18 protein-coding genes are annotated in these 25,574 nt (G+C 72.9%); 9 read left to right on the plus strand and 9 right to left on the minus strand.

All coding sequences use genetic code 11. The annotated features are described in order from the left end of the window. From ACZ4XX_RS22210 to rpmB, 6 genes are all read right to left on the minus strand, one after another. On the minus strand, positions 1-2,050 hold a 2,050-nt coding region (locus ACZ4XX_RS22210; RefSeq protein ID WP_468509589.1), incomplete at its 3' end, for a type I polyketide synthase. A gap of 171 nt (positions 2,051-2,221) precedes the next feature. After that, a complete protein-coding gene (locus tag ACZ4XX_RS22215; protein WP_468509670.1) occupies positions 2,222-11,806 on the minus strand; it encodes a type I polyketide synthase in 9,585 nt (3,194 codons plus the stop codon). 445 nt (positions 11,807-12,251) lie between these two features. Beyond that, a complete protein-coding gene (locus ACZ4XX_RS22220) occupies positions 12,252-12,626 on the minus strand; it encodes a hypothetical protein (protein ID WP_468509590.1) in 375 nt (124 codons plus the stop codon). Between the two features lie 39 nt (positions 12,627-12,665). Next, positions 12,666-13,145 carry an RNA polymerase sigma factor gene (locus tag ACZ4XX_RS22225; RefSeq protein ID WP_468509671.1) on the minus strand — a complete coding sequence of 160 codons (480 nt, stop codon included), beginning with the start codon at positions 13,143-13,145 and terminating at the stop codon, positions 12,666-12,668. 557 nt (positions 13,146-13,702) lie between these two features. After that, positions 13,703-14,008: a 30S ribosomal protein S14 gene (rpsN, locus tag ACZ4XX_RS22230; RefSeq protein WP_468509591.1), complete on the minus strand. Its 306-nt coding sequence runs from the start codon at positions 14,006-14,008 to the stop codon at positions 13,703-13,705. Further along, positions 14,008-14,244: a 50S ribosomal protein L28 gene (gene rpmB, locus ACZ4XX_RS22235; RefSeq protein WP_468509592.1), complete on the minus strand. Its 237-nt coding sequence runs from the start codon at positions 14,242-14,244 to the stop codon at positions 14,008-14,010. Before rpmB ends, rpsN begins: the two co-directional genes overlap by 1 nt. Before the next feature lie 79 nt (positions 14,245-14,323). Between rpmB and rpmG the strand changes: the two genes are divergently transcribed. From rpmG to ACZ4XX_RS22275, 8 genes are all read left to right on the plus strand, one after another. Further along, a complete protein-coding gene (gene rpmG / locus ACZ4XX_RS22240; RefSeq protein ID WP_468509593.1) occupies positions 14,324-14,488 on the plus strand; it encodes a 50S ribosomal protein L33 in 165 nt (54 codons plus the stop codon). 103 nt (positions 14,489-14,591) lie between these two features. Further along, positions 14,592-14,837, plus strand: coding sequence for a type B 50S ribosomal protein L31 (locus ACZ4XX_RS22245; protein ID WP_468509594.1), 246 nt, complete (start codon positions 14,592-14,594; stop codon positions 14,835-14,837). Further along, positions 14,837-15,988: a CobW family GTP-binding protein gene (locus tag ACZ4XX_RS22250; RefSeq protein ID WP_468509595.1), complete on the plus strand. Its 1,152-nt coding sequence runs from the start codon at positions 14,837-14,839 to the stop codon at positions 15,986-15,988. The genes ACZ4XX_RS22245 and ACZ4XX_RS22250 overlap by 1 nt, the downstream gene beginning before the upstream one ends. A 116-nt stretch (positions 15,989-16,104) precedes the next feature. Next, entirely contained in the window at positions 16,105-16,341 is a 237-nt protein-coding gene (gene rpsR / locus ACZ4XX_RS22255) for a 30S ribosomal protein S18 (RefSeq protein ID WP_468509596.1), read from the plus strand. A gap of 177 nt (positions 16,342-16,518) precedes the next feature. Then, positions 16,519-18,756: a choice-of-anchor A family protein gene (locus ACZ4XX_RS22260; RefSeq protein ID WP_468509597.1), complete on the plus strand. Its 2,238-nt coding sequence runs from the start codon at positions 16,519-16,521 to the stop codon at positions 18,754-18,756. 273 nt (positions 18,757-19,029) lie between these two features. Continuing rightward, a complete protein-coding gene (locus tag ACZ4XX_RS22265; protein ID WP_468509598.1) occupies positions 19,030-20,334 on the plus strand; it encodes a hypothetical protein in 1,305 nt (434 codons plus the stop codon). Positions 20,335-20,357: 23 nt separating this feature from the next. Further along, the gene (locus ACZ4XX_RS22270) at positions 20,358-21,287 is read left to right on the plus strand and encodes a YhjD/YihY/BrkB family envelope integrity protein (RefSeq protein WP_468509599.1); all 930 of its coding nucleotides are present in this window, start codon (positions 20,358-20,360) and stop codon (positions 21,285-21,287) included. A gap of 100 nt (positions 21,288-21,387) precedes the next feature. Beyond that, positions 21,388-22,500 (plus strand): glutamate--cysteine ligase 2, encoded by a 1,113-nt coding sequence (locus ACZ4XX_RS22275; RefSeq protein WP_468509600.1) that lies wholly within the window; start codon positions 21,388-21,390, stop codon positions 22,498-22,500. 121 nt (positions 22,501-22,621) lie between these two features. Here the strand turns inward: ACZ4XX_RS22275 and ACZ4XX_RS22280 are convergent, their stop codons facing one another. Continuing rightward, entirely contained in the window at positions 22,622-23,146 is a 525-nt protein-coding gene (locus tag ACZ4XX_RS22280; RefSeq protein ID WP_468509601.1) for a DoxX family protein, read from the minus strand. Positions 23,147-23,315: 169 nt separating this feature from the next. Here ACZ4XX_RS22280 and ACZ4XX_RS22285 point away from each other — a divergent pair, with 169 nt between their 5' ends. Then, positions 23,316-23,510, plus strand: a complete 195-nt coding sequence (locus tag ACZ4XX_RS22285; RefSeq protein WP_468509602.1) for a hypothetical protein — start codon at positions 23,316-23,318, stop codon at positions 23,508-23,510. A 185-nt stretch (positions 23,511-23,695) separates the two neighbouring features. Here the strand turns inward: ACZ4XX_RS22285 and ACZ4XX_RS22290 are convergent, their stop codons facing one another. Continuing rightward, a complete protein-coding gene (locus ACZ4XX_RS22290; RefSeq protein ID WP_468509603.1) occupies positions 23,696-23,890 on the minus strand; it encodes a lipopolysaccharide assembly protein LapA domain-containing protein in 195 nt (64 codons plus the stop codon). Positions 23,891-23,964: 74 nt separating this feature from the next. Continuing rightward, the gene (locus ACZ4XX_RS22295) at positions 23,965-25,347 is read right to left on the minus strand and encodes a nicotinate phosphoribosyltransferase (RefSeq protein WP_468509604.1); all 1,383 of its coding nucleotides are present in this window, start codon (positions 25,345-25,347) and stop codon (positions 23,965-23,967) included. Positions 25,348-25,574: the final 227 nt, after the last annotated feature.

The following is a 25,574-nucleotide window of genomic DNA, read 5'->3' on the forward strand; positions in this document are numbered from 1 at the left end:
CTTCGAGGGTGAGGCCGTCGGCGACGACGGCTGCGGCGATCTCGCCCTGGGAGTGGCCGACGACGGCGGTGGGGTGGACGCCGTTGGCGCGCCAGTGGGCGGCGAGGGCGATCATCATGGCCCAGGAGGCGGGTTGGACGACGTCGACGCGGTCGAGGCCGGGTGCGTCGTCGTCTCCGCGCAGGACGGCGGTGAGGGACCAGTCCACGAACGGCGCGAGCGCCTTCTCGCATGCGCTGATGACGCGTGCGAAGACGGGGGAGGAGTCCAGCAGCTCGACGGCCATCCCGACCCACTGCGAACCCTGCCCGGGGAACACGAACACGGCACGGGAGGAGGACACGCCGTTCTCGCCGTCGATCTCGCGGGAGGCGAGCGCGTCGAGACCGGCGAGGAGCCCGTCCCTGCCCTCGGCGCCGGGGACCACGGCACGGGACTCGAAGGCGGACCGCTTGGCGGCCAGGGAGAACGCCACATCTGCGGGGCGGAGCTGGGGCCGTGCCCGTACGTACTCCGCCAGCCGGCCCGCGGCCTCGGCCAGAGCCTCGGCCGAACGAGCCGACACCGTCCACGGCAGCGTCGCGCCGTCCAGGAGGACAGTGCCGTCCGGCATCACTCCCGGCTCTCGCGCCGCGCTCTCGGCGACCTGCTCGGCCGCGGGGGCCTCGGCGAGGATGACGTGGGCGTTGGTGCCGCTGATCCCGAACGACGACACTCCCGCCCGGCGGACCCTTCCGTCCGTGGCGGGCCAGGGGCGGGGTTCGGTGAGGACCTCGACGCCGCCGTTGTCCCAGTCCACCAGCCCGGTGGGCTTGCTCACGTTGAGGGAGGCGGGCAGTTCACCGTGCTGGAGCGCCATGACCATCTTGATGACGCCGCCGACGCCGGCGGCGGCCTGGGCGTGTCCGAGGTTGGACTTGAGGGACCCCAGCATGAGGGGCCGGCCGCCGTCGCGTTCGCTGCCGTAGGTGGCGAGCAGCGCCTGCGCCTCGATGGGGTCGCCGAGGACGGTGCCGGTGCCGTGGGCTTCGACCGCGTCGACACCGGCGAAGGAGACCCCGGCGTCCTGGACGGCGGCGCGGATGACGCGTTCCTGCGCGGGGCCGCTGGGTGCGGTGAGGCCGTTGGACGCGCCGTCCTGGTTGACGGCCGTACCGGCGACGACGGCGAGTACGTCGTGCCCGAGTCGGCGGGCGTCGGAGAGTCGCTCGACGATGAGGACACCGACGCCTTCGGCCCACGCCGTACCGTCCGCGTCCGCGGAGAACGACTTGCAGCGGCCGTCGGTCGCGAGTCCGCGCTGGCGGGAGAACTCGACGAAGATGCCGGGGGTCGACATGACGGTGACGCCGCCGGCGAGGGCGAGGGAGCATTCGCCGGACCGCAGGGCCTGGACGGCGAGGTGCAGTGCGACGAGGGACGACGAGCATGCCGTGTCGACCGTGAGTGCGGGGCCCTGGAGGCCGAGGGTGTAGGCCACCCGGCCCGAGGCCACGCTCGACGTCGTGCCCGTCAGACCGAACCCGGCGGCACCCGCACCCGCCTCACCGAGACGCGGCCCGTACTCCTGGGCGATCGCGCCCAGGAACACGCCCGTCGACGTGCCGTGCAGCGTTCCGGGCGCGATGCCCGCCCGCTCCAGGGCCTCCCACGACACTTCGAGGAGCAGCCGCTGCTGCGGGTCCATCGCCAGCGCCTCGCGCGGAGCGATCCCGAAGAACGCCGGGTCGAACTCGGCCGCGCCGCTGAGGAATCCACCGTCGCGCACATAGGACGTGCCGGAGTGGTCCGGGTCCGGGTGGTAGAGACCGTCGAGGTCCCAGCCCCGGTCGGTCGGGAGCCCGGAGATCACGTCGCGCTGCTCGGCGACGACCCGCCACAGCGCCTCGGGGGAGTCGACCCCGCCCGGGAAGCGGCACCCCATGCCGACGATCACGATCGGATCGTTGGTGTCGGCCTCCAGCTCACGGACCCGCTGCCGGGACTGGTGGAGGTCGACGGTGAGGCGCTTGAGGTATTCGACGAGTTTGTCGTTGTCCGTTGTTGTCATGGTGATGATGCCCCCGTAGGCGTCGTGAAGCTGTGCGTGTGCGCGTGCGCTCCGGGCACGGCACGCCCGTGGGACGTGCCCGGGCGCGCCGCGCGCGGGACAGGACGAGCGGACCGAGGTCCGGGTCCGTGCGGTGCGCAGGTGGAGTCGTCGTCGGAGTGGGGTTCGGGGTCAGAGTTCGGAGTCGATGAACGCGAGGAGTTCGTCGACCGAGGCCGACTCGACCCGTGCCGCCAGATCCTTGGCGTCGGCCCGGGTCCGCTGAGCCGGGACGCGGGCCACCAGGGCCTGGAGGCGTTGGACGATCTCGTCCCTGATGTCGTCCCGGGTGTCGTCCGGCAGGTCGGCGAGGGCCGCTTCCAGGCCGTCGAGTTCGATCATGCCCGGCACGGCGCCGGAGTCGCCGACGGCGGCGGATTCCGTCTCGTCCGGCGCCAGTTCGGTGTGCAGATGGGCCGCCACCGCGATCGGCGTGGGGTAGTTGAAGAGGAAGGTGGCAGGCAGTCGCAGATCGGCGTTGGTCTGCAGCCTGTTGCGCAGTTCCACGAGCGTCAGCGAATCGCAGCCCATGTCCTTGAAGGACCGGTCGGCGGGAACGCCGGACGCGGAGCCGAGGCCGAGCACGGCGGCGGTCTGCACCCGGACGAGGTCGAGGAGCAGTTCCTCCCGCTCGGCCGTGCCCAGCGCGGCGAGCCGGTCGCGCAGCGTCGCGGTCGGCGGGGCCGCGGCGGTGGCCGCCGCCTGCGCCGGCCGTGGTGCGGACGGTGCGAGGTCCCTCAGCACGGTGGGCAGCCGGGTGCCGAGCGCGCCGAGGGCGGCACGGTCGAGCGGAGCGGGGACGAGCGCGGCGGTGTCCGTGCGCAGTGCCGCGTCGAGCAGAGCGAGCCCCTCCGTCCGGTCGATGGGCGCGAGGCCGGTCCGGGCGAGCCGACTCCGGTCGGCCTCGGACAGGGACCCCGCCATTCCGGCGCCGCCCGGTCGTCCCGCGGTGTCCGCCCACATGCCCCAGGCCAGGGAGAGCGCGGGAAGGCGCTGTGCCCTGCGGTGCTGGGCCAGGCCGTCGAGGTAGGCGTTGGCCGCGGCGTAGTTGCCCTGGCCGGCGCCACCGATGACACCCATGACGGAGGAGAACAGGACGAAGGCCGCCAGGTCGTGACCGGCGGTCAGCTCGTGCAGATTGCGGGCCGCGGCGGCCTTGGGGGCGAGCACCGTGTCGAGGCGCTCCGGGGTGAGCGCGGTGATCACACCGTCGTCGAGCACTCCCGCGGCATGGACGACGGCGGTGAGCCGTATGCCGGAGAGCAGCTGGGCGAGGGCGTCGCGGTCGGCGGTGTCACAGGCGGCGAGCGTCACCTCGGCACCCAGCCCGGTGAGCTCGGACGCCAGTTCCCGGGCACCCGGGGCATCGGGTCCGCGGCGGCTGACGAGGAGCAGACGGCGCGCGCCGTGCTCGGTCACCAGGTGCCGCGAGACGAGCCCGCCCAGGGCGCCGGTGGCGCCCGTGACGAGGATCGTGCCGTCCGGGTCGAGGGCCGCCGGCAGGGTGAGGACCACCTTGCCGATGTGCCGGGCCTGGCTGACGTGACGGAACGCCTCCGGCGCCCGGCGTACGTCCCAGGTGCTCAGCGGCAGCGGGGTGAGCGCCCCCGAGGACAGCAACCGCAGCACGTCCGTGAGGAGTTCGGCGATCCGTTCGGTCGGTTCCTGCAGCAGGTCGAAGAAGCCGTAGTGCACCCCGGGGTGGTCGGCGGCGATCCGCTGTGGGTCGCGCAGATCGGTCTTGCCCATCTCCACGAAGCGACCGCCGTTCGGCAGCAGCCTCAGGGAGGCGTCGACGAACTCACCGGCGAGCGAGTTCAGTACGACGTCCATGCCGCGGCCCCCGGTGGCCGCGCCGAACGCGGACTCGAAGTCCAGGGTGCGGGACGACGCCAGGTTCGCGCCCTCCAGGCCGAGGGAACGCAGGGCGTCCCACTTTCCGGGTCCCGCCGTGCCGTACACCTCCGCCCCGAGATGCCGGGCGAGCTGGACGGCGGCCATGCCGACTCCGCCGGCGGCGGCGTGGATCAGGACGCGCTCGCCCGCGGTCAGGCCGGCGAGGTCGACCAGGGCGTGGTAGGCGGTGAGGAACACGATGGGCGCGGACGCCGCCTGGGCGAAGGTCCAGCCGGCCGGCATGACGGCGACCCGCCGGTGGTCGGCGACGACCACCGGGCCGAACGCCCCGGAGAACAGCCCCATGACCCGGTCGCCGACGGCGAGGCCGGTGACGCCGGGCCCGACCTCGGTGACCACACCGGCTCCTTCGAGCCCGAGCAGACCGGGATCCCCGGGGTAGAGACCGAGGGTGTTCAGGACGTCGCGGAAGTTGACGCCCGCGGCGCGCACGGCGATGCGTACCTCGCCGTCGGCCGGCGGGGCCAGCACCTCCGGGCAGGGTTCGAGCGCCAGGTGGTCCAGGGTGCCGCGGTCGCGGACCCCGAGCCGCCAGGCGGTGACCCCGGCCGGGGGAACCAGGGAGCCGTCGGCCGTCGCCCGGCCGAGCATCGGTACGAGCAGCTCGTCGCCCCGTACGGCGAGCTGGTGCTCCGCCGCGATCAACGGCAGCGCGGTACGGCAGTCGGCGGCCGACTCCACGTCGAGGAGCCCGACGCGCCCCGGGTTCTCGGTCTGCGCCGAGCGGGCCAGACCCCAGACGGCGGCGAGTCCGGGGTTCACGTCGGCGTCGGCGGCCGTGGCCACGGCGGCCCGGGTGACGAGCACCAGCCGGGAGTCGGCGAGCCGGTCGTCGGCCAGCCACTCCTGGAGCAGGGCGAGCGCACGGTGCACGGCGGGCCGTGAGCCGGCCCCCGACCCGTCGGCGGGCTCCCCGGGACCGTTGACGTCACCGGGGTTCCCGAGGTCCGCGAGCGGCGCGAAGACCACCGCGGGGGCGGGAAGCCCCGCGTCGAGGGCGCCGCCCAGGGCCGCGAGATCGGCGTACAGCGCACCGACGCCCAGGTCGGCGGAGCCGAGCGCGGCGGCCGACGGCACCGGTTCCCGGTCCACCGTGGCCGGGATCCAGTCCAGCCGGTGGAGGGACCGCGGGACGGTCACCTCGTCGCTCACCGGGCGCAGGACGAGCTCCTCGACCTCGGCGACCACCGCGCGGGACTCGTCGAGCAGGGTCAGCGACACCGCGTCGGGGCCGGTGGCGGTGATGATCACGCGGGCGGTACGGGCGCCGGGCCGGCGCACGGTCGCACCGCGCCAGGAGAAGGGCAGCAGACGGCGGTTTCCGTCGGCCAGCGCCGTCATGACGATCGGGTGCAGCGCCGCGTCGAGCAGCGCCGGGTGCAGCCCGTACGAGGCGGCGTCGGTGACGGACGGCGGCAGCGCGACCTCGGCGACGAGGTCGGTGCCCTGCCGCCATGCGGCGCGCAGGCCCTGGAAGACGGGCCCGTAGGCGTACCCTGCGGTGGCCAGCTCGTCGTAGCAGCCGTCGACGATCAGCGGCTCGGCCTCGGTGGACGGCGGGCCCGCCGCGGTCGCGGGGGCTCCGTCGTGCGGGGCGAGGGCTCCGGTGGCGTGCAGGGTCCACGGCTCGACGGCGCCGTCCGGCGTCTCGGTGCGGGCGTGCACGGTCAGCGCCCGCTGTCCGTCGTCGCCGGGCGCGGCCACGACGACCTGCACCTCGGTGCGGCCCTCCTCGGGGATCACCAGCGGCGCCAGCAGGGTGAGTTCGGCGACCCTCGGCGTACCGGTCTGCGCGCCCGCGGAGGCGGCCAGTTCCAGGAACGCGGTGCCGGGCAGCAGCACCGAACCGAGGACGGCGTGGTCGGCGAGCCAGGGGTGCGTACGGCGGCCGAGCCGGGCGGTCAGGACGACCTGCCCGGATTCGGCCAGTTCGACGGCGGGCCCGAGCAGCGGGTGCCCGGCCGCCCCTTCGGCGCCGTGCGCGGTCAGCCAGTACCGCTCCCGCTGGAAGGCGTACGTGGGCAGTCCCGGCGTCGGTCCCGCGCCGAACACGGCGTCCCAGTCAGGGCCCCGGCCACGGACGTGCAGGGTGCCGAGCGCGGCGGCCAGAGTGCGCTGCTCGGACCGGCCGCGGCGCAGGACGGGGACGAACGCCGACGTGTCGTCGTCGAGACAGTCCTGGCCCAGCGCCGACAGCACACCGTCGGGGCCGAGTTCGAGGAACGTCCGGATCCCGAGGCCGTGCAGGGCCGCCAGACCGTCGGACATCCGCACTTCCCGGCGCACCTGCCGCACCCAGTAGTCGGCGGTGACCTCGATGGGCCCGCCGGTGACGGTGGACACCATGGCGATGCGCGGCTCCGCGTACGCGACGCCCGCGGTCACCGCCGCGAAGGCGTCGAGCATCCCGTCCATGCGGTGCGAGTGGAAGGCATGGCTGACGACGAGCCGCCGCGTCTTGCGGCCGGAGGCGGCGAACGCCTCGGCGAGCTGCTCGACGGCCTCGACGTCGCCGGAGACGACGACGGCCAGAGGGCCGTTGACGGCGGCGATGCTCACCTCGTGCTCGCGGCCTTCGAGGAGCGGGAGGACCTCCTCCTGCGACGCCTGGACGGCCAGCATCGCGCCGCCGGCCGGCAGGGACTGCATGAGCCGGCCGCGCGCGGCGACCAGGGCGCAGGCGTCCGGCAGGGTGAGGATGCCGGCCGCATGGGCGGCGGCGAACTCGCCGATGGAGTGGCCGAGTACGGCGTCCGGCGCCAGGCCCCGGTGCTCGAGGAGCCGGAACAGCGCCACCTGGAGGGCGAAGAGCGCGCACTGCGTGTTCTCGGTCCGGTTGAGCGCGTCGGCGTCCTCGAACATCACCTCGCGGACCGGCGGAGTGCTGGGCACGGAGGCGCGGCAGGCGTCGAGTTCGGCGCACACCGCGTCGACGGCGGCGGCGAACACCGGCTCGCTCTCGTACAACTCACGCCCCATGGAGACGCGTTGGCTGCCCTGCCCGGTGAAGAGGTACGCGAGGCCGTCGTCGGGGCGTGCCGTGCCGAGCGTCAGCGCGGAGTGCGGCTCGCCGCGGCCGAGGGCGGTCAGCGCCGCGAGGGCCTCGGAACGGTCCTCGGCGGCGACGGCCGCGCGGTGGTCGAGCGCGGTACGGGTGGTGGCCAGGGCGCGGCCGAGGTCGCGGTCGGACACCTCGCCGGAGTCGTCGAGGGCGTCGGCGAGTGCGGTGGCCTGAGCGCGCAGCGCCGCCTCGTTCCGGCCGGACAGCACCCACAGGGGTGCGGAGTCGTCGTCTCCGAAGTCCGTTGACGTCGCGGCCGGTTCGGGTGCGGGGGGTTCGGCGAGGATGACGTGGGCGTTGGTGCCGCTGATGCCGAAGGAGGAGACGCCGGCACGCCGGGCGCGGTCTGCATCGGCGGGCCAGGGGCGGGGTTCGGTGAGGACCTCGACGCCGCCGTTGTCCCAGTCGACGAGCTCGCTGGGCTTGCTCACGTTGAGGGAGGCGGGCAGTTCACCGTGCTGGAGCGCCATGACCATCTTGATGACGCCGCCGACGCCGGCGGCGGCCTGGGCGTGTCCGAGGTTGGACTTGAGGGACCCCAGCATGAGGGGCCGGCCGCCGTCGCGTTCGCTGCCGTAGGTGGCGAGCAGCGCCTGCGCCTCGATGGGGTCGCCGAGGACGGTGCCGGTGCCGTGGGCTTCGACCGCGTCGACTCCGGCGAAGGTCACTCCGGCGTCCTGGACGGCGGCGCGGATGACGCGTTCCTGCGCGGGGCCGCTGGGTGCGGTGAGGCCGTTGGACGCGCCGTCCTGGTTGACGGCCGTACCGGCGACGACGGCGAGCACGTCGTGCCCGAGTCGGCGGGCGTCGGAGAGTCGCTCGACGATGAGGACACCGACGCCTTCGGCCCACGCCGTACCGTCCGCGTCCGCGGAGAACGACTTGCAGCGGCCGTCGGTCGCGAGTCCGCGCTGGCGGGAGAACTCGACGAAGATGCCGGGGGTCGACATGATCGTGACGCCGCCGGCGAGGGCGAGGGAGCATTCGCCGGACCGCAGGGCCTGGACGGCGAGGTGCAGTGCGACGAGGGACGACGAGCATGCCGTGTCGACCGTGAGTGCGGGGCCCTGGAGGCCGAGGGTGTAGGCCACCCGGCCCGAGGCCACGCTCGACGTCGTGCCCGTCAGACCGAACCCGGCGGAACCCGCACCCGCCTCACCGAGACGCGGCCCGTACTCCTGGGCCATGACACCGGCGAACACGCCCGCCTGGGTGCCGCGCAGCGAGTCCGGGGCGATACCGGCCCGCTCCAGAGCCTCCCAGCACGTCTCGAGGAAGGCACGCTGCTGCGGGTCCATCGCCAGCGCCTCACGCGGCGAGATCCCGAACAGCTCGGCGTCGAACTCCGCGGCGCCCGCCAGGAAACCGCCGTTGCGCACATAGGTGGTGCCCACATGGGCGGGGTCCGGGTGGTAGAGGCCGTCGAGGTCCCAGCCCCGGTCCGCCGGGAAGCCCGAGATGACGTCGCGCTGCTCGGCGACGACCCGCCACAGCGCCTCGGGGGAGTCGACCCCGCCCGGGAAGCGGCACCCCATACCGACGATCACGATCGGATCGCCGTCCTGACCCGCACGGTCCTCGGGGGCCGCCGCGCCCTGCTGCCCGTCGGCCAGCACCGCGGCCAGGGCGGCGGGGCTGGGGTGGTCGTACACCACGGTCGTGGGGAGCCTGCGCCCGGTGGCGGCGACGAGCCGGTTGCGCAGCTCGACGACCATCACCGAGTCGATGCCCAGCTCCTTGAACGTCCGCCGCGGCTCGATCTCGGCGGCGGAGTCGTAGCGGAGCACGGCGGCGGTGTGCGCCCGCACCAGCTCCAGGGCGGCCGGCCCGGTCAGCGAGCGGGCCGGCTCGGAGCCCTGCGTCTCCTCGGTGTCCTCCGGGCCCACCGGAGCCCGGACGGACGCCGTCGGCGACGGCACGGTTCCGGCCGACGGCAGCGCGCGGGCGGAGCCGGGCGCTCCGGCGATCCAGTGGCGGCGCCGCTGGAAGGCGTACGTCGGCAGCTCGGCGCGCGCGCCGCCGGAGGGCAGGACGGCGGACCAGTCCACGTCCGCGCCGTGGCAGAACGCCTCGCCGAACGCGAGCAGCAGCCGCTGCGGGCCGCCCTCGTCGCGGCGCAGGGTGCCCAGCGCGGCGACCGGCAGGTCCGCGGCCTCCGCGGTCTGCTGGACGGCGAGCGCGAGCACGGGGTGCGGGCTCATCTCGATGAACAGCTCGTGCCCCGCGTCGAGCAGAGCCCGCACGGCGGGCTCGAACCGCACCGGCTCCCGCAGGTTGCGGTACCAGTAGTCGACGTCCAGTTCGGAGCCGTCGAGCGCCGTGGCGGTCACGGTCGAGTGCAGCGGCACACACCCGGTGCGCGGTGCGATTCCGGCCAGCTCCGCCGGCAGGCTGTCGCGTACGGCGTCGACGTGCGGGCTGTGCGAGGCGTACGCGACCGGCACGCGCCGGGTGCGGACGTCCTCGCCGTAGTGGGCGGCCAGGGCGTCCAGGGCGGCCCCGTCACCCGCGACCACGGTCATGCCGGGCGAGTTGACGGCGGCCACGCTCAACCCCGGGTATGCGGCGAGGTCTTCGCGCACCCGGTCGGCGGGCAGCGACACGGTGAGCATGCCGCCGCCGCGTCCGGCCAGAGCGCCGAGGGCGGCGCTCCGTACGGCGATCAGCCGGGCCGCGTCGTCCAGGGACAGGGCGCCGCTCACGGTCGCGGCGGCGATCTCGCCCTGCGAGTGGCCGACGACCGCGGCCGGTTCGACACCTGCCGCGCGCCACAGCGCGGCCAGACCGACCATCACGGCCCACAGTGCGGGCTGCACGACGTCGTCACGATCGAGGGCGGGGGCGCCGGTGCGGCCGCGCAGCACATCGGTCAGCGACCAGTCGCGGTACGGGCGGAGCGCGCGCTCGCAGTCCTCGACGACCCGGGCGAAGACGGGGGCGCCGTCGAGGAGTTCGGCGGCCATGCCGGCCCACTGCGAACCCTGGCCGGGGAAGACGAACACGGCCTCGCGGGCGGCCTGGTGGCTGCTGCCCTGCACCGCGCCCCGGTCGACGCCGGCGTCGGCCACCGCGTCCAGGGCGGTCAGCAGCTCGTTCCGGTCGGCGCCGACCAGGACGGCCCGGTGGCTGAAGGCGGTCCGGTCGTGCGCGAGGGCCCGGGCGATCGCGGCGGCATCGAAACCCCGGTGCGCGGCGAGGTATTCGCGTAAGCGGCCCGCCTGGGCACGCAGCGCCGTGTCACCGCGCCCGGAAATCACCCAGGCCAGGGATTCGGAACCTTCCGAATCGTCTCGCCGCCGCGGCTGGTGCGGCTTGATCGCGGCGCCCGAAGCCGTGCTCTCCGGCCGGGAGCCGAGCACCAGATGGCAGTTGGTTCCGCCCATCCCGACCGATGTCACACCGGCGACCAGCGGCCCGTCGGGATTCGGCCACGGTCCGGTTTCCGTGGCGGCGGCGATACGGAGATCGGTGAAGGGGATCTGCGGATTCGGGGTCTCGTAGTTCAGGGTCGGTACGAGTTCCCGCTCGGCGAGGCAGAGAATGGTCTTGACGAGTCCCGCGATGCCCGAGGCGCCTTCGAGGTGGCCGATATTCGTCTTGACGGATCCGAGCCTGAGGGGATTCTCCGAAGAGCGGGAAGAGGCGAAAACAGCGCCCAGAGCAGCTGCCTCGATGGGGTCGCCGACCCGGGTGCCCGATCCGTGTATTTCTATGTACTGCGCTTGTTCCAGCGGTATTCGTGCATTGTCCCAGGCGTCGCGTATGACGCGTTCCTGGGCTTTTCCATTCGGCGTGGGAAGGGTCTCGCTCGCGCCGTCGCTGCCGACCGCCCCACCGTGCAGGACGCAGTGGATGCGGTCCCCGTCGGCCAGGGCCCGGCTGAGGAGTTTCAGCGCCACCACGCCGCCGCCCTCGCCCCGGACGTAGCCGTTCGCCCGGGCGTCGAGTGTGTGACATCGGCCGTCGGGCGAGAGGCTGCCGAAGGCGGCCAGGGCCTGGGTGCTCTCCGGCGCGAGGTTGAGGTTGACGCCGCCGGCGAGGGCCGTGACGGACTCGCCGCGGCGCAGGCTCTCGCAGGCCAGATGTACTGCGACCAGCGCGGATGACTGTGCGGTGTCCACCACCATGCTGGGGCCCCGGAGCCCGAGGACGTACGACACCCGGTTGGCGATGATGCCCCGGTGCAGCCCGGTCACGGTGTGCGCGGAGGTGGCGTCGGGGCCGGCGGCGTGCGTGACGGCCGTGTAGTCGTCGGCGATCGCACCCATGAAGACGCCGGTGGCGGTGTCGGCGAGGGTGGCCGGAACGATGCCGGAGTCCTCGAGCGCCTCCCAGGCGAGTTCGAGGACGAGCCGTTGCTGCGGATCCATCGCGGCTGCTTCACGCGGGGAAATTCCGAAGAACTCGGCATCGAAGGTGTCGACCCTGGGCAGAAAACCACCGGGGCGCGGTGAACCGTCGGCCAGGGAGGCAAGGTGTGTGCGATCGGCGGGCGGCTCTGCTATCGCATCGCGGCCGTTCCTGAGAAGGTTCCAGAATTCGGCGGGGTTCGCCCCGCCGGGAAAGCGGCAGGAAAGCCCGACGACGGCGACCGTCCGGTCGTCGACCCCACCCGGTACCTGCTGCGATGGTCCATCCTGGACCGACGGTCCCCGCTTTTCCGCCGCACCGCCTGAAGGGCCACGTACCGCGCTGTCTGATGGCGTTGCTGCCGCCTGAATTTGGGCATGGCGGATCATGATGTTGTTGCTCCCCCCGTGAAGCACGATCAACGGCACGGCCGACTCGGCGGCCCAGCCTGACTCAATCTCAATTCGGACCCTAGCATCGAGTCGGCGCTCCGTAAACCAATGGCCAGGGCGCAGGAGTTGGTCCGAGAATCAATATGCCGGGTAATCGGGGGACCGGCATCGAGAACCTGTCTCGCGTAGCCGCTCGGTTAACCGAACGGAAACAGCGCGTACTTGTGCAGCACGTGCTTTCTCGCCTCGGAAGACGCAGGTCGTCGGAGAACGGCGGGCCCTTCGGCGCCCATGCCTGCCGGCCCGGTGACCTCACCCAGGTCGGTCGACAAGGGCGAGAATCAGCCGGGCCGGAGTCCGGGACCCCGGGGCCGAGACCGCGGGGGAGCCGGGGAGGCGGGAGTGCGCGGGGCACGCGGTCCACGGTCAGGCCGTGGAGCGGTCACCGGGAGGCGGCCGGGACGTTTCTGTCGGCCGCCGGCTCACCGGCGGCCTTCGCCACCGGGTCCGCCTTCGTGAGGGTGCAGACGCCGTCCACGCACTGGCGCTCCAGCCGGCCGCGCGAGATCGTCTGCGCCAGGCCGACCATCCAGCACGTGGGGCAGCCGCGGAAGGCGATCAGGGCGAGCGGGGCCGCGAGCAGCGTGGCCGGACCGGCGACGGGCACCATGGCGATCGAGCCGATGATCAGCCCGAAGCCGATGGCGCCGCGCGCCAGGTGGCGCGGCACGGACTTGCTGGCGAAGTTCATGTCGTTCGCCGGGGCCTTCGTGGTGACCCGGATCTGGTCGCCCTGTGCGGGCTTCACGATGTTCACGGTCCTGACTCTCCTCCGACGGGGTGGTCGTTGGCTCGATCAGGCCGCCTGGTCGGTGGCCTGGTCGGGTGCTTGGTCGATCGCTTCCAGTGACTGACGCACCGCCGCACGTGCTCGGTGCAGCCGGGACTTCATGGCGGCGTTGCTCAGGCCGAGGGAATGGGCGACGGTCCTGCCGGGCAGCCCCTGGACGTCCCGCATGATCAGGACCTGCCGCTGGTCGCGGGGCAGGGCGCCGACGGCGGCCGCGATCCGCTCCACTTCCAGCCTGTGCAGCACCGCCTCCTCGGCGGACGGCTCCGCGGACGCCCCCGGCTCGGTCGGCGGCTCGTCGTTGCGATGGACGAGCAGCCGCACCTGCCGGAGACATTCGTGGCGCACGATCCGGAACATCCACGAGGCGAGCGCACCGGTGGCCCGCAGCGTGCCGATCTTCCGGTAGAGGATGATCAGCGCCTCCTGTGCGGCGTCCTCGGCGTCCTGAGGCGAGGCGCACAGCGACCTGGCGAACTTGCGCACATGAGGCTGCGATTCCATGACGACGGTGGTGAGCGACGTGACATCGCCGTCCTGAGCAGCCTTGATCAGCCGCTCGTCCGGCCAGGAGAAACGTTGGTTCATGTGCTACTCATACCCGGCGGGCGCCCCGCGCGCAGGCACTCGTCAGCTTCGGCTCTTGTAGCGGCGCATGAGGTGCCAGCTGCACGCGCCCACGAGCAGGACTCCGATGACTACGAGGGCCGTGACCATGGTGTTCCTCCTGTTGTTCCGCCGGCGCGTTCGGCCGGTACACACATAAGAGACGGCGACCCCCCAAGAGGATTCAGCTCCGGCCGAAGTTTTTTTCGCCGAGCACCGGGTGGGGGTCGTCCGGGGGCGTGGATCCGGCCCGAGCCGCCCGAGTCGTTCCAGGTCAGAGCCTCGTGCGGGTGCGGAATCCGTGACCGGCCGGCCCGTGTCGACGGTGCGGAATCCGTGACCTGCGGCCGGCCCGTGTCGACGGTGCGGAATCCGTGACCTGCGGCCGGCCCGTGTCGCCTCCCGCTCGACAGCGGGCCGGCTCGCCTCCGGGGTGACTACCAGGAGGACTTGGTCACGCCGGGAAGGAAGCCCGCGTGCGCCTGCTGCCGGGTGCGGACGCGGGAGAGTCCGAACCTGCGCAGGTAGCCGCGGGGTCGGCCGTCGACGCCGTCGCGGTTGCGGACCCGGCTGGCGCTCGCGTCGCGCGGCTGCCGGTCCAGTTCCTCCCGCGCGGCCCCGCGCTGCGCGGCGGTCGACGACGGGCGGCGGAGGATCTCCTTCAGCTCGGCCCGCCTCGCGGCGTGACGCTCGACGATCGCCTTGCGCCTCTCGTTCCGTGCGATCTTGCTCTGCTTCGCCATCAGACCTTCCCCCCGCGTGCCCGGATCCGGGCCACGGCCGCCTCGATGCCGATCGAGTCCACCGTCCTGATCGCCCGGGCGCTCAGAGTCAGCCGGACATTGCGGCCCTCGCTGGGCAGCCAGTAGCGCTTGTGCTGGATGTTCGGGTCGAAGCGGCGCGAGGTCCGCCGGTGGGAGTGGGAGATCGTGTTGCCGAAGCCGGGCTTCGCGCCGGTCAGCTGGCAGTGGGCGGACATGGGTGTGACCTGTCTCTCTCTGGGGCCGTCGCCGGCCATCGCTTATTGGAAATGATAACCGTTGCCATATACTAGCCTCATGGCACGCAACGAACTCCGCCCCGTCATCAAGCTGCGCTCCACCGCGGGCACCGGCTTCACCTACGTCACCCGCAAGAACCGGCGGAACAACCCCGACCGACTGGTGCTGCGCAAGTTCGACCCGATGGTCCGCCGCCACGTCGACTTCCGCGAAGAGCGCTGAGCACCCACACACACCGGCCGCGCGGAAGCGCCGCGCAAGAGCGCCGCAGACGGGCGGTGCAGAAGAGCCGCACAGAAGAGCCGCACAGAAGAAAGGTCCTGCCATGAAGCCCGGCATCCACCCTGCCTACGGCCCCGTCGTCTTCCGCGACACCGCCTCAGGCTCCGCGTTCCTCACGCGCTCCACCCTCACCAGCGAGAAGACGATCGACTGGGAGGACGGACAGACGTACCCGGTCGTCGACGTCGAGATCTCCTCGGTGAGCCATCCCTTCTACACGGGCACCGCCCGCGTGATGGACACCGCCGGACGCGTCGAGCGCTTCGAACGCCGCTACGGGGCCCGCTGATGGCGCGGGAATCCCGACTGCCCGTCGTGATCGTCGCCGGCATCCACGCGGACGCCCGCAAGGAGGTCGTCGACCGCCTCCTGCGGGCCGTCCCCGGCAGCGTCGCCCTCCATCACGACCTGACGGGCGCACCGGACGGCACGGTGCGCCGCGTCGTCCGCGACGCGAGCGGACTCCTGTCCGAGGACGGGGCGCCCCTCGTCGACGGCTGCGCGTGCTGTGCGCTGCGCGAGGACCTCGTACCGGAGCTGGAGCGACTCGCCGGCGCCGGCCTGACCCGGCTCGCCGTGGTCGAACTGTGGGACTCGGTCGAGCCGAAGACGATGGCCGAGGTCGTCGCCGCCCACGCCGGCGACGACCTCACCCTCACCAACGTGATCACGGCGGTGGACCCGGCTCTCGTGCTGTCCTGCCTCGCCAACGGAGACGACCTCGCAGACGCCGGCCTGGCGGCCGCCCCCACCGACCGGCGCACCGTCGGCGACACCTTCGCCCGTCAGCTGGAGTACGCGCCGGTCCTCGCGCTCGTCGACAAGGAGGAGGCCGACGACGAGGACCACGCGCTGCTCGCCCAGTTGCACCCCACCGCGCGCCGGGTGGCCGCCGACTCGGGCGATCTGGTCGAGGCCGTCTTCGCCGGCTTCGACGTCGAGGCCGCCGCGGCGGCGCAGCACCCCGCGTGCGCGCTGCTGCCGCAGGACGCGGACGACGCCGGTGTCGCGACCCTCGTCTGGCACCGCCGACGACCCTTCCACCCCGAGCGCCTGTACGCGGCGCTGGAGGACCTGTGCTGCGCCGCCGCGCGCAGCCGCGGCCGGTTCTGGCTGGCCGACCGCCCCGACACCCTGCTGGCCTGGGACGCCGCGGGCGGTGCGCTGTGCGTCGAGAGCGCCGGCCCGTGGCTCGCCTCCCTGCCGGATGCCGCCTGGGAGTTGGTCCCGCCGATGCGCCGCGCCGCCGCCGCGCTGGACTGGCACCCCGAGCACGGCGACTGCTGCCAGCACCTCGTCTTCACCTCGCCGGGACTCGATCGCGACGGACTGGAACGGCTCCTCGAGTCCTGCCTGCTCACGGACGAGGAGTACGCGTCCGGGCCGGAGGGCTGGAGGCGCCTGCCCGCAGCCTTCGACTCCCTCCTCGACGCCGCCTGACCCACGCACGACCCGGCCCGGACGGCCGACCTACCCGGCCCGGACGGCCGACCTGACCCGTTCCGGACGCCCCCCGACCCGGAACAGCCAGCCCCACCGACCCGTAAGGACATCCCATGGCCCGCCGCCAGGAACCCCGCAAGCCGCTGAAGGCCCGCCCCAACCCGCTCGATGCCGCCGAGATCACGTACATCGACTACAAGGACACCGACCTGCTGCGGAAGTTCGTCTCGGACCGGGGAAAGATCCGCAGTCGCCGTGTCACCCGGGTCACCGCCCAGCAGCAGCGGCAGCTCGCCGCCGCCATCAAGAACGCGCGGGAGATGGCACTGCTGCCGTACGTCAGCCGGTGAGATCCGGGAGGGGCGGCCGCCCGCCGCCGGGGCCGGCAGCATCCATGGCCACGGTCCGTCATCCCCTGCTCCATTCGGCAGGCGCCGTTCATGCCAAACAGTGAGCGTCGCCCCCGACCGGATCAACCTCGGACGCCGCGCGTGGTGCGTTGACCAGCGGGAACCGAGACTCGCGGCATGAAAACCGACACCCACCGACGCGCGGCGCGCCCTCGGAGACGTACCGGCTCCCTCGGGCTCGCCTACGCCGTGTCCCTCGTCGCGGTCCCCGCGCTCATGCTCGGCCCGGGCGCGTCGACCGCGCTCGCGGCCCCCCTTCCCGGAGGACTCGGCCCCTGTGTCCCCGGGGACTGCCCCGACGACTTCCCCGAGATCGGCAACGGCGACTTCGCCGGACGCGACGACGCGATCAACATCTTCGTCGGCAACGACTTCCTCGTCCGAGGCCGGGCGGCCGAGGCCGAGGGGCGGGTCGTGGTCCTGGACGGCTTCGACCAGAACAAGGACGCGGAAGCCGGCGGCACGTACAACCTCGGCATCGTCGGTGTGGGATCCCGGGTCCCTCCGCCCGACGGGTCGGACTTCCTCACCACCGGCGGAGGCGTCACCATCGCCGCGGGCCAGACCCTCGACACGAAGGGCGGCATCGTGGCGGAGCAGGGCATCGTCCGTCACGCGGGCCCGGTCTCGGGCACGGTGACCGGCACCCTGGTCGAGGACGCGAACGCCGTCGTGCCGTACGCCGGACTGCGTGACCAGCTCACCGCCGCCAGCAGCTGCTACGCCCGCGTGGACGGTCGGCCGAGGACGGCCACCGGCACGGCGGAGAACCAGGGCGGCCAGACGCTCTTCACCGGCGACGGAACCTCGCAACTCCAGGTGTTCAACGTCGACTTCAACCTCACGACCGCGGCCGGGGAGCAGCAGGGGATCGTCTTCGCGAACATCCCCGACACCGCGACGGTCCTCGTCAACGTCGTGGGTGAGAACCGGAAGCTCAGCAGTTACAGCGGCGGCATCGACGACGACACCGACCCGCTCAACTCCTACCGCGAGCGCCTGCTGTGGAACTTCCCCGACGCCACCACGGTGGAGCTCGCCGGCACCGGACAGTTCCAGGGCAGCTTCCTGATCGGCAACCAGGCGTCGACCACGACCGTCACCCTGCCCGGCGTCAACGGCCGCTTCTTCACCACGGGTTCCCTGACCCACACCAGCGCGGCATCGGGCGGCGGCGGCCAGGAGTTCCACGCCTACCCGTTCGACGGCGACCTTCCGAACTGCGACGGGACCAACACGGTCACCGGCGAGGTGCGGGTGTTGAAGACGGATGCCGAGTCGGGTGCGGCGTTGCCGGGTGCGACGTTCCGTCTGTGGGAGGAGACGAACGGTCAGGCGGGTCTGCAGACGTCCGGGACGAACACGGACACGCAGGTGGGTGCCGTGTGCACGACGGGTGCGGACGGTGTGTGTGAGCGGACGGTGGAGACGGGGACGTACTACTGGCAGGAGACGGATGCTCCCGACGGGTACGACCTGCCGTCGCCGGCGGTGTTCGGTCCGCTGGTGCTGACCGAGGACAACGCGGAGGCGGGGGTCGAGGTCGCTGCTTCCAACACGCGTACGCCGACGCCGCCGACGACCGGCGAGGTGCGGGTGTTGAAGACGGATGCCGAGTCGGGTGCGGCGTTGTCGGGTGCGACGTTCCGTCTGTGGGAGGAGACGAACGGTCAGGCGGGTCTGCAGACGTCCGGGGCGAACACGGACACGCAGGTGGGTGCCGTGTGCACGACGGGTGCGGACGGTGTGTGTGAGCGGACGGTGGAGACGGGGACGTACTACTGGCAGGAGACGGATGCTCCCGACGGGTACGACCTGCCGTCGCCGGCGGTGTTCGGTCCGCTGGTGCTGACCGAGGACAACGCCGCCGCGGGCGTGTCCGTCACCGCGACCAACAGCCGTACACCGGTTCCGCCCGGCACCGGCTCGGTCAAGCTGCTCAAGGCCGACGCGGACAGCGGCCTGCCGCTGAGGGGCGCGACCTTCGAGCTGTGGGAGGAGACCAACGGGCGCAACGGCCTGCAGACGGGCGGCGCCGACCCCGACACCCGCGTCGGGACGGCGTGCACGACCGGCGTGGCGGGGCTCTGCTCCTTCGGTGAGCTGGACAACGGCTCCTACTACCTGAGGGAGACCGCCGTCCCGGACGGCTATGTGCTGCCCACCGACCCGGTCACGGGCCCCTACGTCATCGACGAGGAGCACAAGGTAGTGGTGGCCCGGCTGGACAACAGCCGAGCCGACGACCCCTGCGAGGACGGCGGCTACGGCGACCCGGGTTACGGCGACGAGGGCTACGGGGACCAGGGCTACGGCTCGTGCCTCCGCGGCAAGAGCCGCACCGGAGCCGCTTGATCCGTGATCCGTCCGATCTCCGACTGATCACCGCCTGACTGGCGCGTGAGTGGCACGTGATCATCGACGAGCGGCGCCCATCGTCCCGAGCGACGGTGGGCGCCGCTCGGTGCGTGGGCGGCGGGCACGACTCGGCGGGAGCCCGGCCCGTCGGTGGTCGGGCCCGCGGGAGAACCGGCCGCGCGCGATCGTGTGCTCACCCGTTCGTCCCGTTCTGCCTGGCCGGAACCGTGCGGCCGGGGTTGGCTGGGCGCACACCGCGAGGAGGCACCCGTGCCGGACGACGAGAATCAGAACGAGCTGGCCGCGTTGCGCGCACGAATCGCCGCGCTGGAGGACGAGGCGGCCGCCCGGCCCGCTCCTCGCCATCGCGGCCGTTCCTTCCTGGCCGCCGTGCTCATCGTGATCGGATGCCTCCTCGCTCCGCTGGGCATCGTCGCCGCGTGGACCGCCGACATCGTCGGCGACACCGACCGGTACGTCTCCACGGTCGCCCCGCTCGCCTCCGACGCGGACGTGCAGGCGGCGGTCGCCAACCGGGTCACCGGTGCCGTGATGGAGCACATCGACCTGGAGGACCTCCTGGAGGGGGTCGCCCCCGAACAGCGTCCGCTGCTCGCCAAGGCGCTGGGGAAGCTCGGCGGCTCGCTGCAGAGCGCGGTCAGCAGCTTCGTCCACGACAAGGCGCAGGACGTCGTCGCGTCGGACGCCTTCGAGACGGTCTGGACCGACGCCAACCGGGCCGTCCACACCTCCGTCGTCCGCGCCCTGACGGGCAGCGGCGACGGAGCCGTACAGATCAACAACGACACCGTGACCGTCGACCTCGCACCCGTGATCGAACGGGTCAAGGAGCGGCTCGTCGACTCGGGACTCACCGTGGCGGGAAAGATCCCGGAGATCCACACCGACTTCACGGTCGTCAGGTCCGACGACATCGGCAAGGTCAAGACGGGGTTCCGCCTGCTCCAGGTGATGGGGCTGTGGCTGCCCGTGCTCGCGGTGCTGCTGGTGGTCGCCGGTGTGCTGCTGTCCACCCATCGCCGTCGCACGGTGATCGCCTCGGCGATCGGTGTCGCCGCCGCGGCCCTGGTCCTGGGCATCGCTCTGACCGTGTTCCGTACGGTCTACCTCAACGCACTGCCCGACACCGTCTCCCAGCCCGCCGCCGGCTCCGTCTACGACGCGCTGATCCACTTCCTGCGCACCACGGTCCGCATGGTGGTGACCCTCGGCCTGGTGGTCGCCCTCGGCGCCTGGCTCACCGGCCCCAGCCGCCCCGCCGTCGTCGTCCGCCGCATGTGGAACTCCGGCATCGACGCGACCCGCACCGCGGCGGACCGGGCCGGTCTGAAGACGGGCCCGGTCGGCCCGTTCGTCCGCCGGTACCGCACGTGGATCACCTGGATCCTGGTGCTGCTGGCCGTCCTCGTGTACGTCCTCTGGGACCACCCCACCGGCTGGGTGGTCGTCGGTCTCGCGCTGGCCCTGCTGTTCGCCTTCGCGGTGGTCCGGTTCCTCGGCGCGGAACCGGCGGAACCGGCGGACGCCGACGAGGAAGCGTCTCTCCGGGCGTAGGGCGGATGCCCGGAGAAGGCCGCATGGCGCGTGGGGCGGCCCGATGGCGGCATCTGCGCGCGACGGCGGAGGAGCGGCTGCCCGTCCTGTCCGAGATCGCGAGCCGGATGCTGGGCGGGAACCTGCTGGACGCGGGGACCCGGCTCGCGGCGCAGGCCTTCCTGGCCGCCGTGCCGCTGCTGTTCGCCGTCTCGGCGTTCGCCCCCGCCCCCGTACGTGACCAGCTGCGGGACTCCCTGCGTGCCATGTTCGGCCTCAGCGGGCGTTCCGACGTCGAACTGCAGCAGGTTCTGGGCGACTCCGCCGACGACGAGCTGAAGGAGACGACCGGTGCGATCGGTCTGGTCATCGCGCTGGCCTCCGCCACCAGCTTCAGCCGGGCCATGTCGAGGGTCTGCGAGCGGGCCTGGGCCCTGCCCAAGTCCAAGACGCGGGTCGCGGCCTGGCGGTGGGTGGTGTGGCTGCTCGCGCTGCTCCTGGTGGTCCTCGTGCAGGGGCCGCTGCGGGACGGCTTCGGCGTGGGCCTGTGGCTCGGGGTGCCGGTCTTCTTCCTCGTGAGCGTGGGCATCTGGATGTGGACCCAGCACCTGCTGCTGGCGAAGCGTGTCCCGTGGCTGCCGCTGCTGCCCGGCGCGATCCTGGCGGCCGCGGCGACGAGCGCCCTGGCTCTGACGGCCCGGTTGTACATGCCGGCCGCGCTCAACAAGACGCTCGCGGAGTACGGATCCTTCGGCCTCGTCCTCACGGTGCTGTCCTGGCTGATCGTGGTGTGTGCGGCGATCACCTTCTCGTTCACCATCGGGGCGGTACTGGCCCGGGAGCCGCCGCTGTGCCACTACCTCGGGCCGATGAACCATCCGCCGAGGAACGATCCGCCGGGCGGGGAGGGCGGGGAGTCGCCGGGCGGGGAGCCGGAGAGCGGGAGGCCGCAGGCCGGTGAGTCGCCGGGATGAGTAGCGGATCGGACCGGCGTCCGCCGGGCCGCCCCGGGGGCTTGAGGTCCCCCGGGCGGGGCATACGCCCCACCAGCGACCATGACGCACAGGAAACCCCATGCGCACCGTAGGAGTGGAAGAGGAGCTGCTGCTCGTCAGTCCGACGACCGGCGAGCCGCTCGCCATGTCCTCCACCGTCCTGGCCGTGGCGGCCCACGACGGCGGGGAGGGGGCGCCGGGCGTCTTCGAGAAGGAACTGCATCAGGAGCAGCTGGAGTTCGCCACCGAGCCCGTGTCCGACATGCGTGAACTGCGCGAGGGCATCGTCCGGTGCCGGGAGGAGGCTGCTCGCCACGCGATGCGGGCCGGGGCCCGGATCGCCGCCCTGGCCACGTCGCCGCTGCCGGTGGAGCCGTCGCTGAACCTCGGTCGCAGGTACCGGTGGATGGCCGAGCAGTTCGCCCTCACCACCCGGGAACAGCTCACCTGCGGCTGCCATGTACACGTCTCCGTGGAATCCGACGAGGAGGGCGTCGGGGTGCTCGACCGCATCCGGCCCTGGCTGCACCTCCTCAACGCCGTCAGTGGCAACTCGCCGTTCTGGAACGGCCGGGACACCGGATACAGCAGTTACCGAAGCCGCGTATGGAACCGATGGCCGTCGGCCGGGCCGTACGAACCGTTCGGTGATGCGAGCGGCTACGAGGACCGGGTCCGGGACATGCTGGCGACCGGGGTCCTCCGCGACCCGGGCATGGTCTACTTCGACGCCCGGCTGTCGCAGAGCTATCCGACCGTCGAGATTCGGGTCGCCGACGTCTGTCTGCGGCCGGACACCACCGTGCTCGTCGCCACCCTCGCCCGGGGGCTGGTCGAGACCGCCGCCCGTGCCTGGCGGAGCGGAGAACCGGCGGCGCGCATCCCTACCGGACTCCTGCGGCTGGCGGCCTGGCGGGCCGCCCGATCGGGACTGGCCGGGCCGCTCCTCGATCCCCGCACCATGCGGGAGACACCGGCGGAGGCGGCGCTCGGCACCCTGACGGAACACGTCCAGGACGCGCTGAGGGCCGACGGTGACCTCGACTCGGTCCGTACGGCCATCGCCGCGCTCCTCGACGAAGGCGGTGGCGCGCAGGTCCAGCGGAGCCTCCACCGCGAGAGCGGGGACCTGGCGGCGATGGTGGGGGAGTGCGTCCGGATCACGACGGGCGAGAGCGACTGGGCGCCGTGAAAGCGAGTCCATGTCCCGCGGCGGCCTGGCGCCCCGACAGCGAGTGAACGGCCCGGCGGCCGAGCGCCCCGACCGCGACTGAGCGCCCGACTGCGACCGAGCGCGCCGTCGGCGGCTGTCGTCACGGAAGCGGCAGGTCCCGGGTGGGTGCCCCGGCGGCCCGGCGGGCGGCCCCGGCGCGGGCGGGCGCGTAGGCCCACAGTGCGATGCCGATGAAGATCATCTGCTCGGGGATCCTGAACCACAGCGGTGTGGCCGGTTCTCCGGCGAACGGGATCTGCTCGACTGCCGCGTGGATGTTGGCCGGGAGCATCAGGACGAACAGCGCGGCGAGGCCGAGCCCGGCCGCCGGCCGGGTGGCCTCCCTGACGAGTCCGGCGGCGCCGAGGAGCTCCAGGACGCCGGTCGCGTAGACCGCGAGGCCGGGGAGCGGCACGAACGGCGGGACCATCGCGACCAGGTCGTGCCGGCCGGGGATCGGGCCGAGGGCGGACGGGAGGAAGTGCGCGGTCGCCGTGAGGACCAGCATGACCGCGAGGCCGTGCAGGGCGGACACCCGCCAGGTCGCGAACCGTCCCACGCCGAACGCGCCGAGCAGCCGGAACACCACGGTGGGAACGGCGAGGAGCAGGAGTGTCCCGAACATGGGCGGAGATTCCTTTCGGTAGATCGTGCGCCCGGCGGGCGGTGGGAAGGAGCCGTCCGCAGGCCGGCCCCGTGCGGGCACGGTCGAGAGCCCCTCCGGGAGGCGGAGGGGCGCGATGACAGAATGGATAATAGTGCTATCCGCTATCCATTGCGGAGGGGATTTCTGGATGAGGGTCTTCGAGCTCGGTCGACGCACCGACGCGCAAGTGCCTTGGATCAAGCGCTACTTGCCGGAGATCAGGCACTACTCGCGGGAGATCGGGCACTACGTGCGGGAGACCGCCCCCGTGGGGCCCTGCGTCCGGCTCGCCGACAGCATGGCCGACGAGAGCGTGCGGCGGATGAGGGCATGCGGCAGATGAGCGGAGCGCGCTGCCTGCTCACCCGGGCCGAACGGGGCCGTCCTGGTCCCGGTCCTCCTCGAACCCGCCCTGCCGACCCTGCGGGACCTGCGCCGGCTCGCCCGGAAGGGCAGGCCGACCCGGCACTTCGGGCCCGCGGGCCCCTGAGGCATCGCCTCGGCGCGTACGGCTTCGCCGGCGCCGCCTCAGCGTTGTGCGCGGCGCCGGGCGATGAGCAGGCCGAGGGCGACGCCCACGAGGAGGGTGACGGTGAGGACGATCCAGAGCGGAAGCGTGACCGTCGGGATCCAGAGCCTGACGGTGACCGAACCGGTGTTGGCCGCGATGAACCAGATGGCCAGGGCGGCGAGGACCACCAGACCGATGGTGCGCACACGCATGTCCCGCCCCTTGACCGTCAAGGTCGACGGCCCGTGTGACTTCTTTGCGGTGTTGTGCGACATGGATCCTATTATCAACCGGTATCGTCTCCCGGTCGATCGGACCCGTCGGCGCGGTGGGGGTTGGGCCCGATACCGGTTCGCGCTTCGAGCCGGTGGCGTACGACGGTCGTCAGGACCGTGAGACGCGTGGACACCGTGGGGCGTGGAGCCACCGGACCCTCGATGAGCCGGGCCTCCTCCGGCAGCGCGGCGAGATCGGCTTCGAAGCGGGCGCGGGCGGCGGCCGGGGTCTCCGGCGGCTCCGTGCGCAGTCCGCCGCGCATCACGGTCCGCAGCAGCGGCTCGGTGCCCTGTGGCGGCTCCTCGTTCGCCAGACCGATGACGTCCCGCAGGCCGGGGCCGCGGAAGACCTGCTTGGGTCCCGGCGCCGTCGCCTTGGCCGAGGAGAGCTTCATGACGGGGCGGCCGTCGTACTCGACGAGCTTGTACGCCGCGTCCAGATACGGCGCGTCGGCGGCCGTGCCGACCTTCGTCCCCACGGCGTACGCGTCGATCGGCGCCCCCTCCCGTACGAGAGCGGCGACGCGGTACTCGTCCAGGCCCCCGCTCGCGATGATCTGCACGTCCCGCAGCCCCGCCTCGTCCAGCGCGCCACGGGCCCGGCGGGCCAGCGCCCCCAACTCGCCGCTGTCCAGGCGGATCGCGCACCCCGGCCCGAGCCGGAGGTCCTTGAAGACGCGCGCGGCCGTCGCGACGCCCCGCGCCGTGTCGTACGTGTCGACGAGGAACGTCACCGGGCCGGGATGCGTGCGGGCGAACGCCCGGAACGCCCGCTCCTCCGAGTCGAAGGCCTCGATGTACGAGTGGGCCATGGTGCCCGCGGCGGGGATGCCGTACCGGCGCGCGGCGGCGACGTTGCTGGTGCCGGCGAAACCGACCAGCGCACAGAGCCGGGCCGCCTGCATGCCGGCCTCGGGCCCGTGGGCCCGGCGCAGCGAGAAGTCCACCAGCGGCCGTCCGGCGGCGGCGAGCACACACCGGGCCGCCTTCGACGCGACCACCGTCTGGTGGCAGAGGAGGGACATCAGGTACGTCTCCACCAGCTGCGCCTGAGGGAGGGGCGCGGTGACCTCGAGGAGGGGCTCGCCGGTGAGGACGAGCCGGCCCTCGGGCACGGCGCGGACCTCCCCGTCGAAGGACAGGCCGTGCAGCGGCGCGAGGTCCTCGACGGGCCGCTTCAGCGCCTCGGCGAACTCCTGGACGTCGGAGCGGCCCACCCGGAAGCGAGCGAGGTGGTCGAGCGCCGGCTCGAGGCCTGCGGCGACGAGGAATCCGCGGCCCGGCGGAAGATCGCGGACGAAGAGGCTGAAGGTGGCCGGAGCCCGCATGTCCTCCCGCAGGTACGAGAGCGCCATCGTGACCTCGTACAGGTCGGTGGTGGTCACCTGGGACATGCTTCGAGCATGCGCGGCCGGTCGGCGCCTCGCACGGGGACGCACGACCCGGCCCCGACACGGCGTCGTCCCCCGCCCGGTCCGCCCGGTCCGCCGTATCCGGGCGCGCGGCGCAAGCGATCCCCCGGACGCCTGGCACGCGTGCCCGTCCCGCGTTTCACTGGAAGGTGCCGCACCGTGCGCGGGGCCGCACCGGTCCCCGAAGCCGCGCCGGGGCGCAGGCCGGG

The sequence above is a fragment of the Streptomyces sp. NPDC029956 genome (assembly GCF_055574655.1).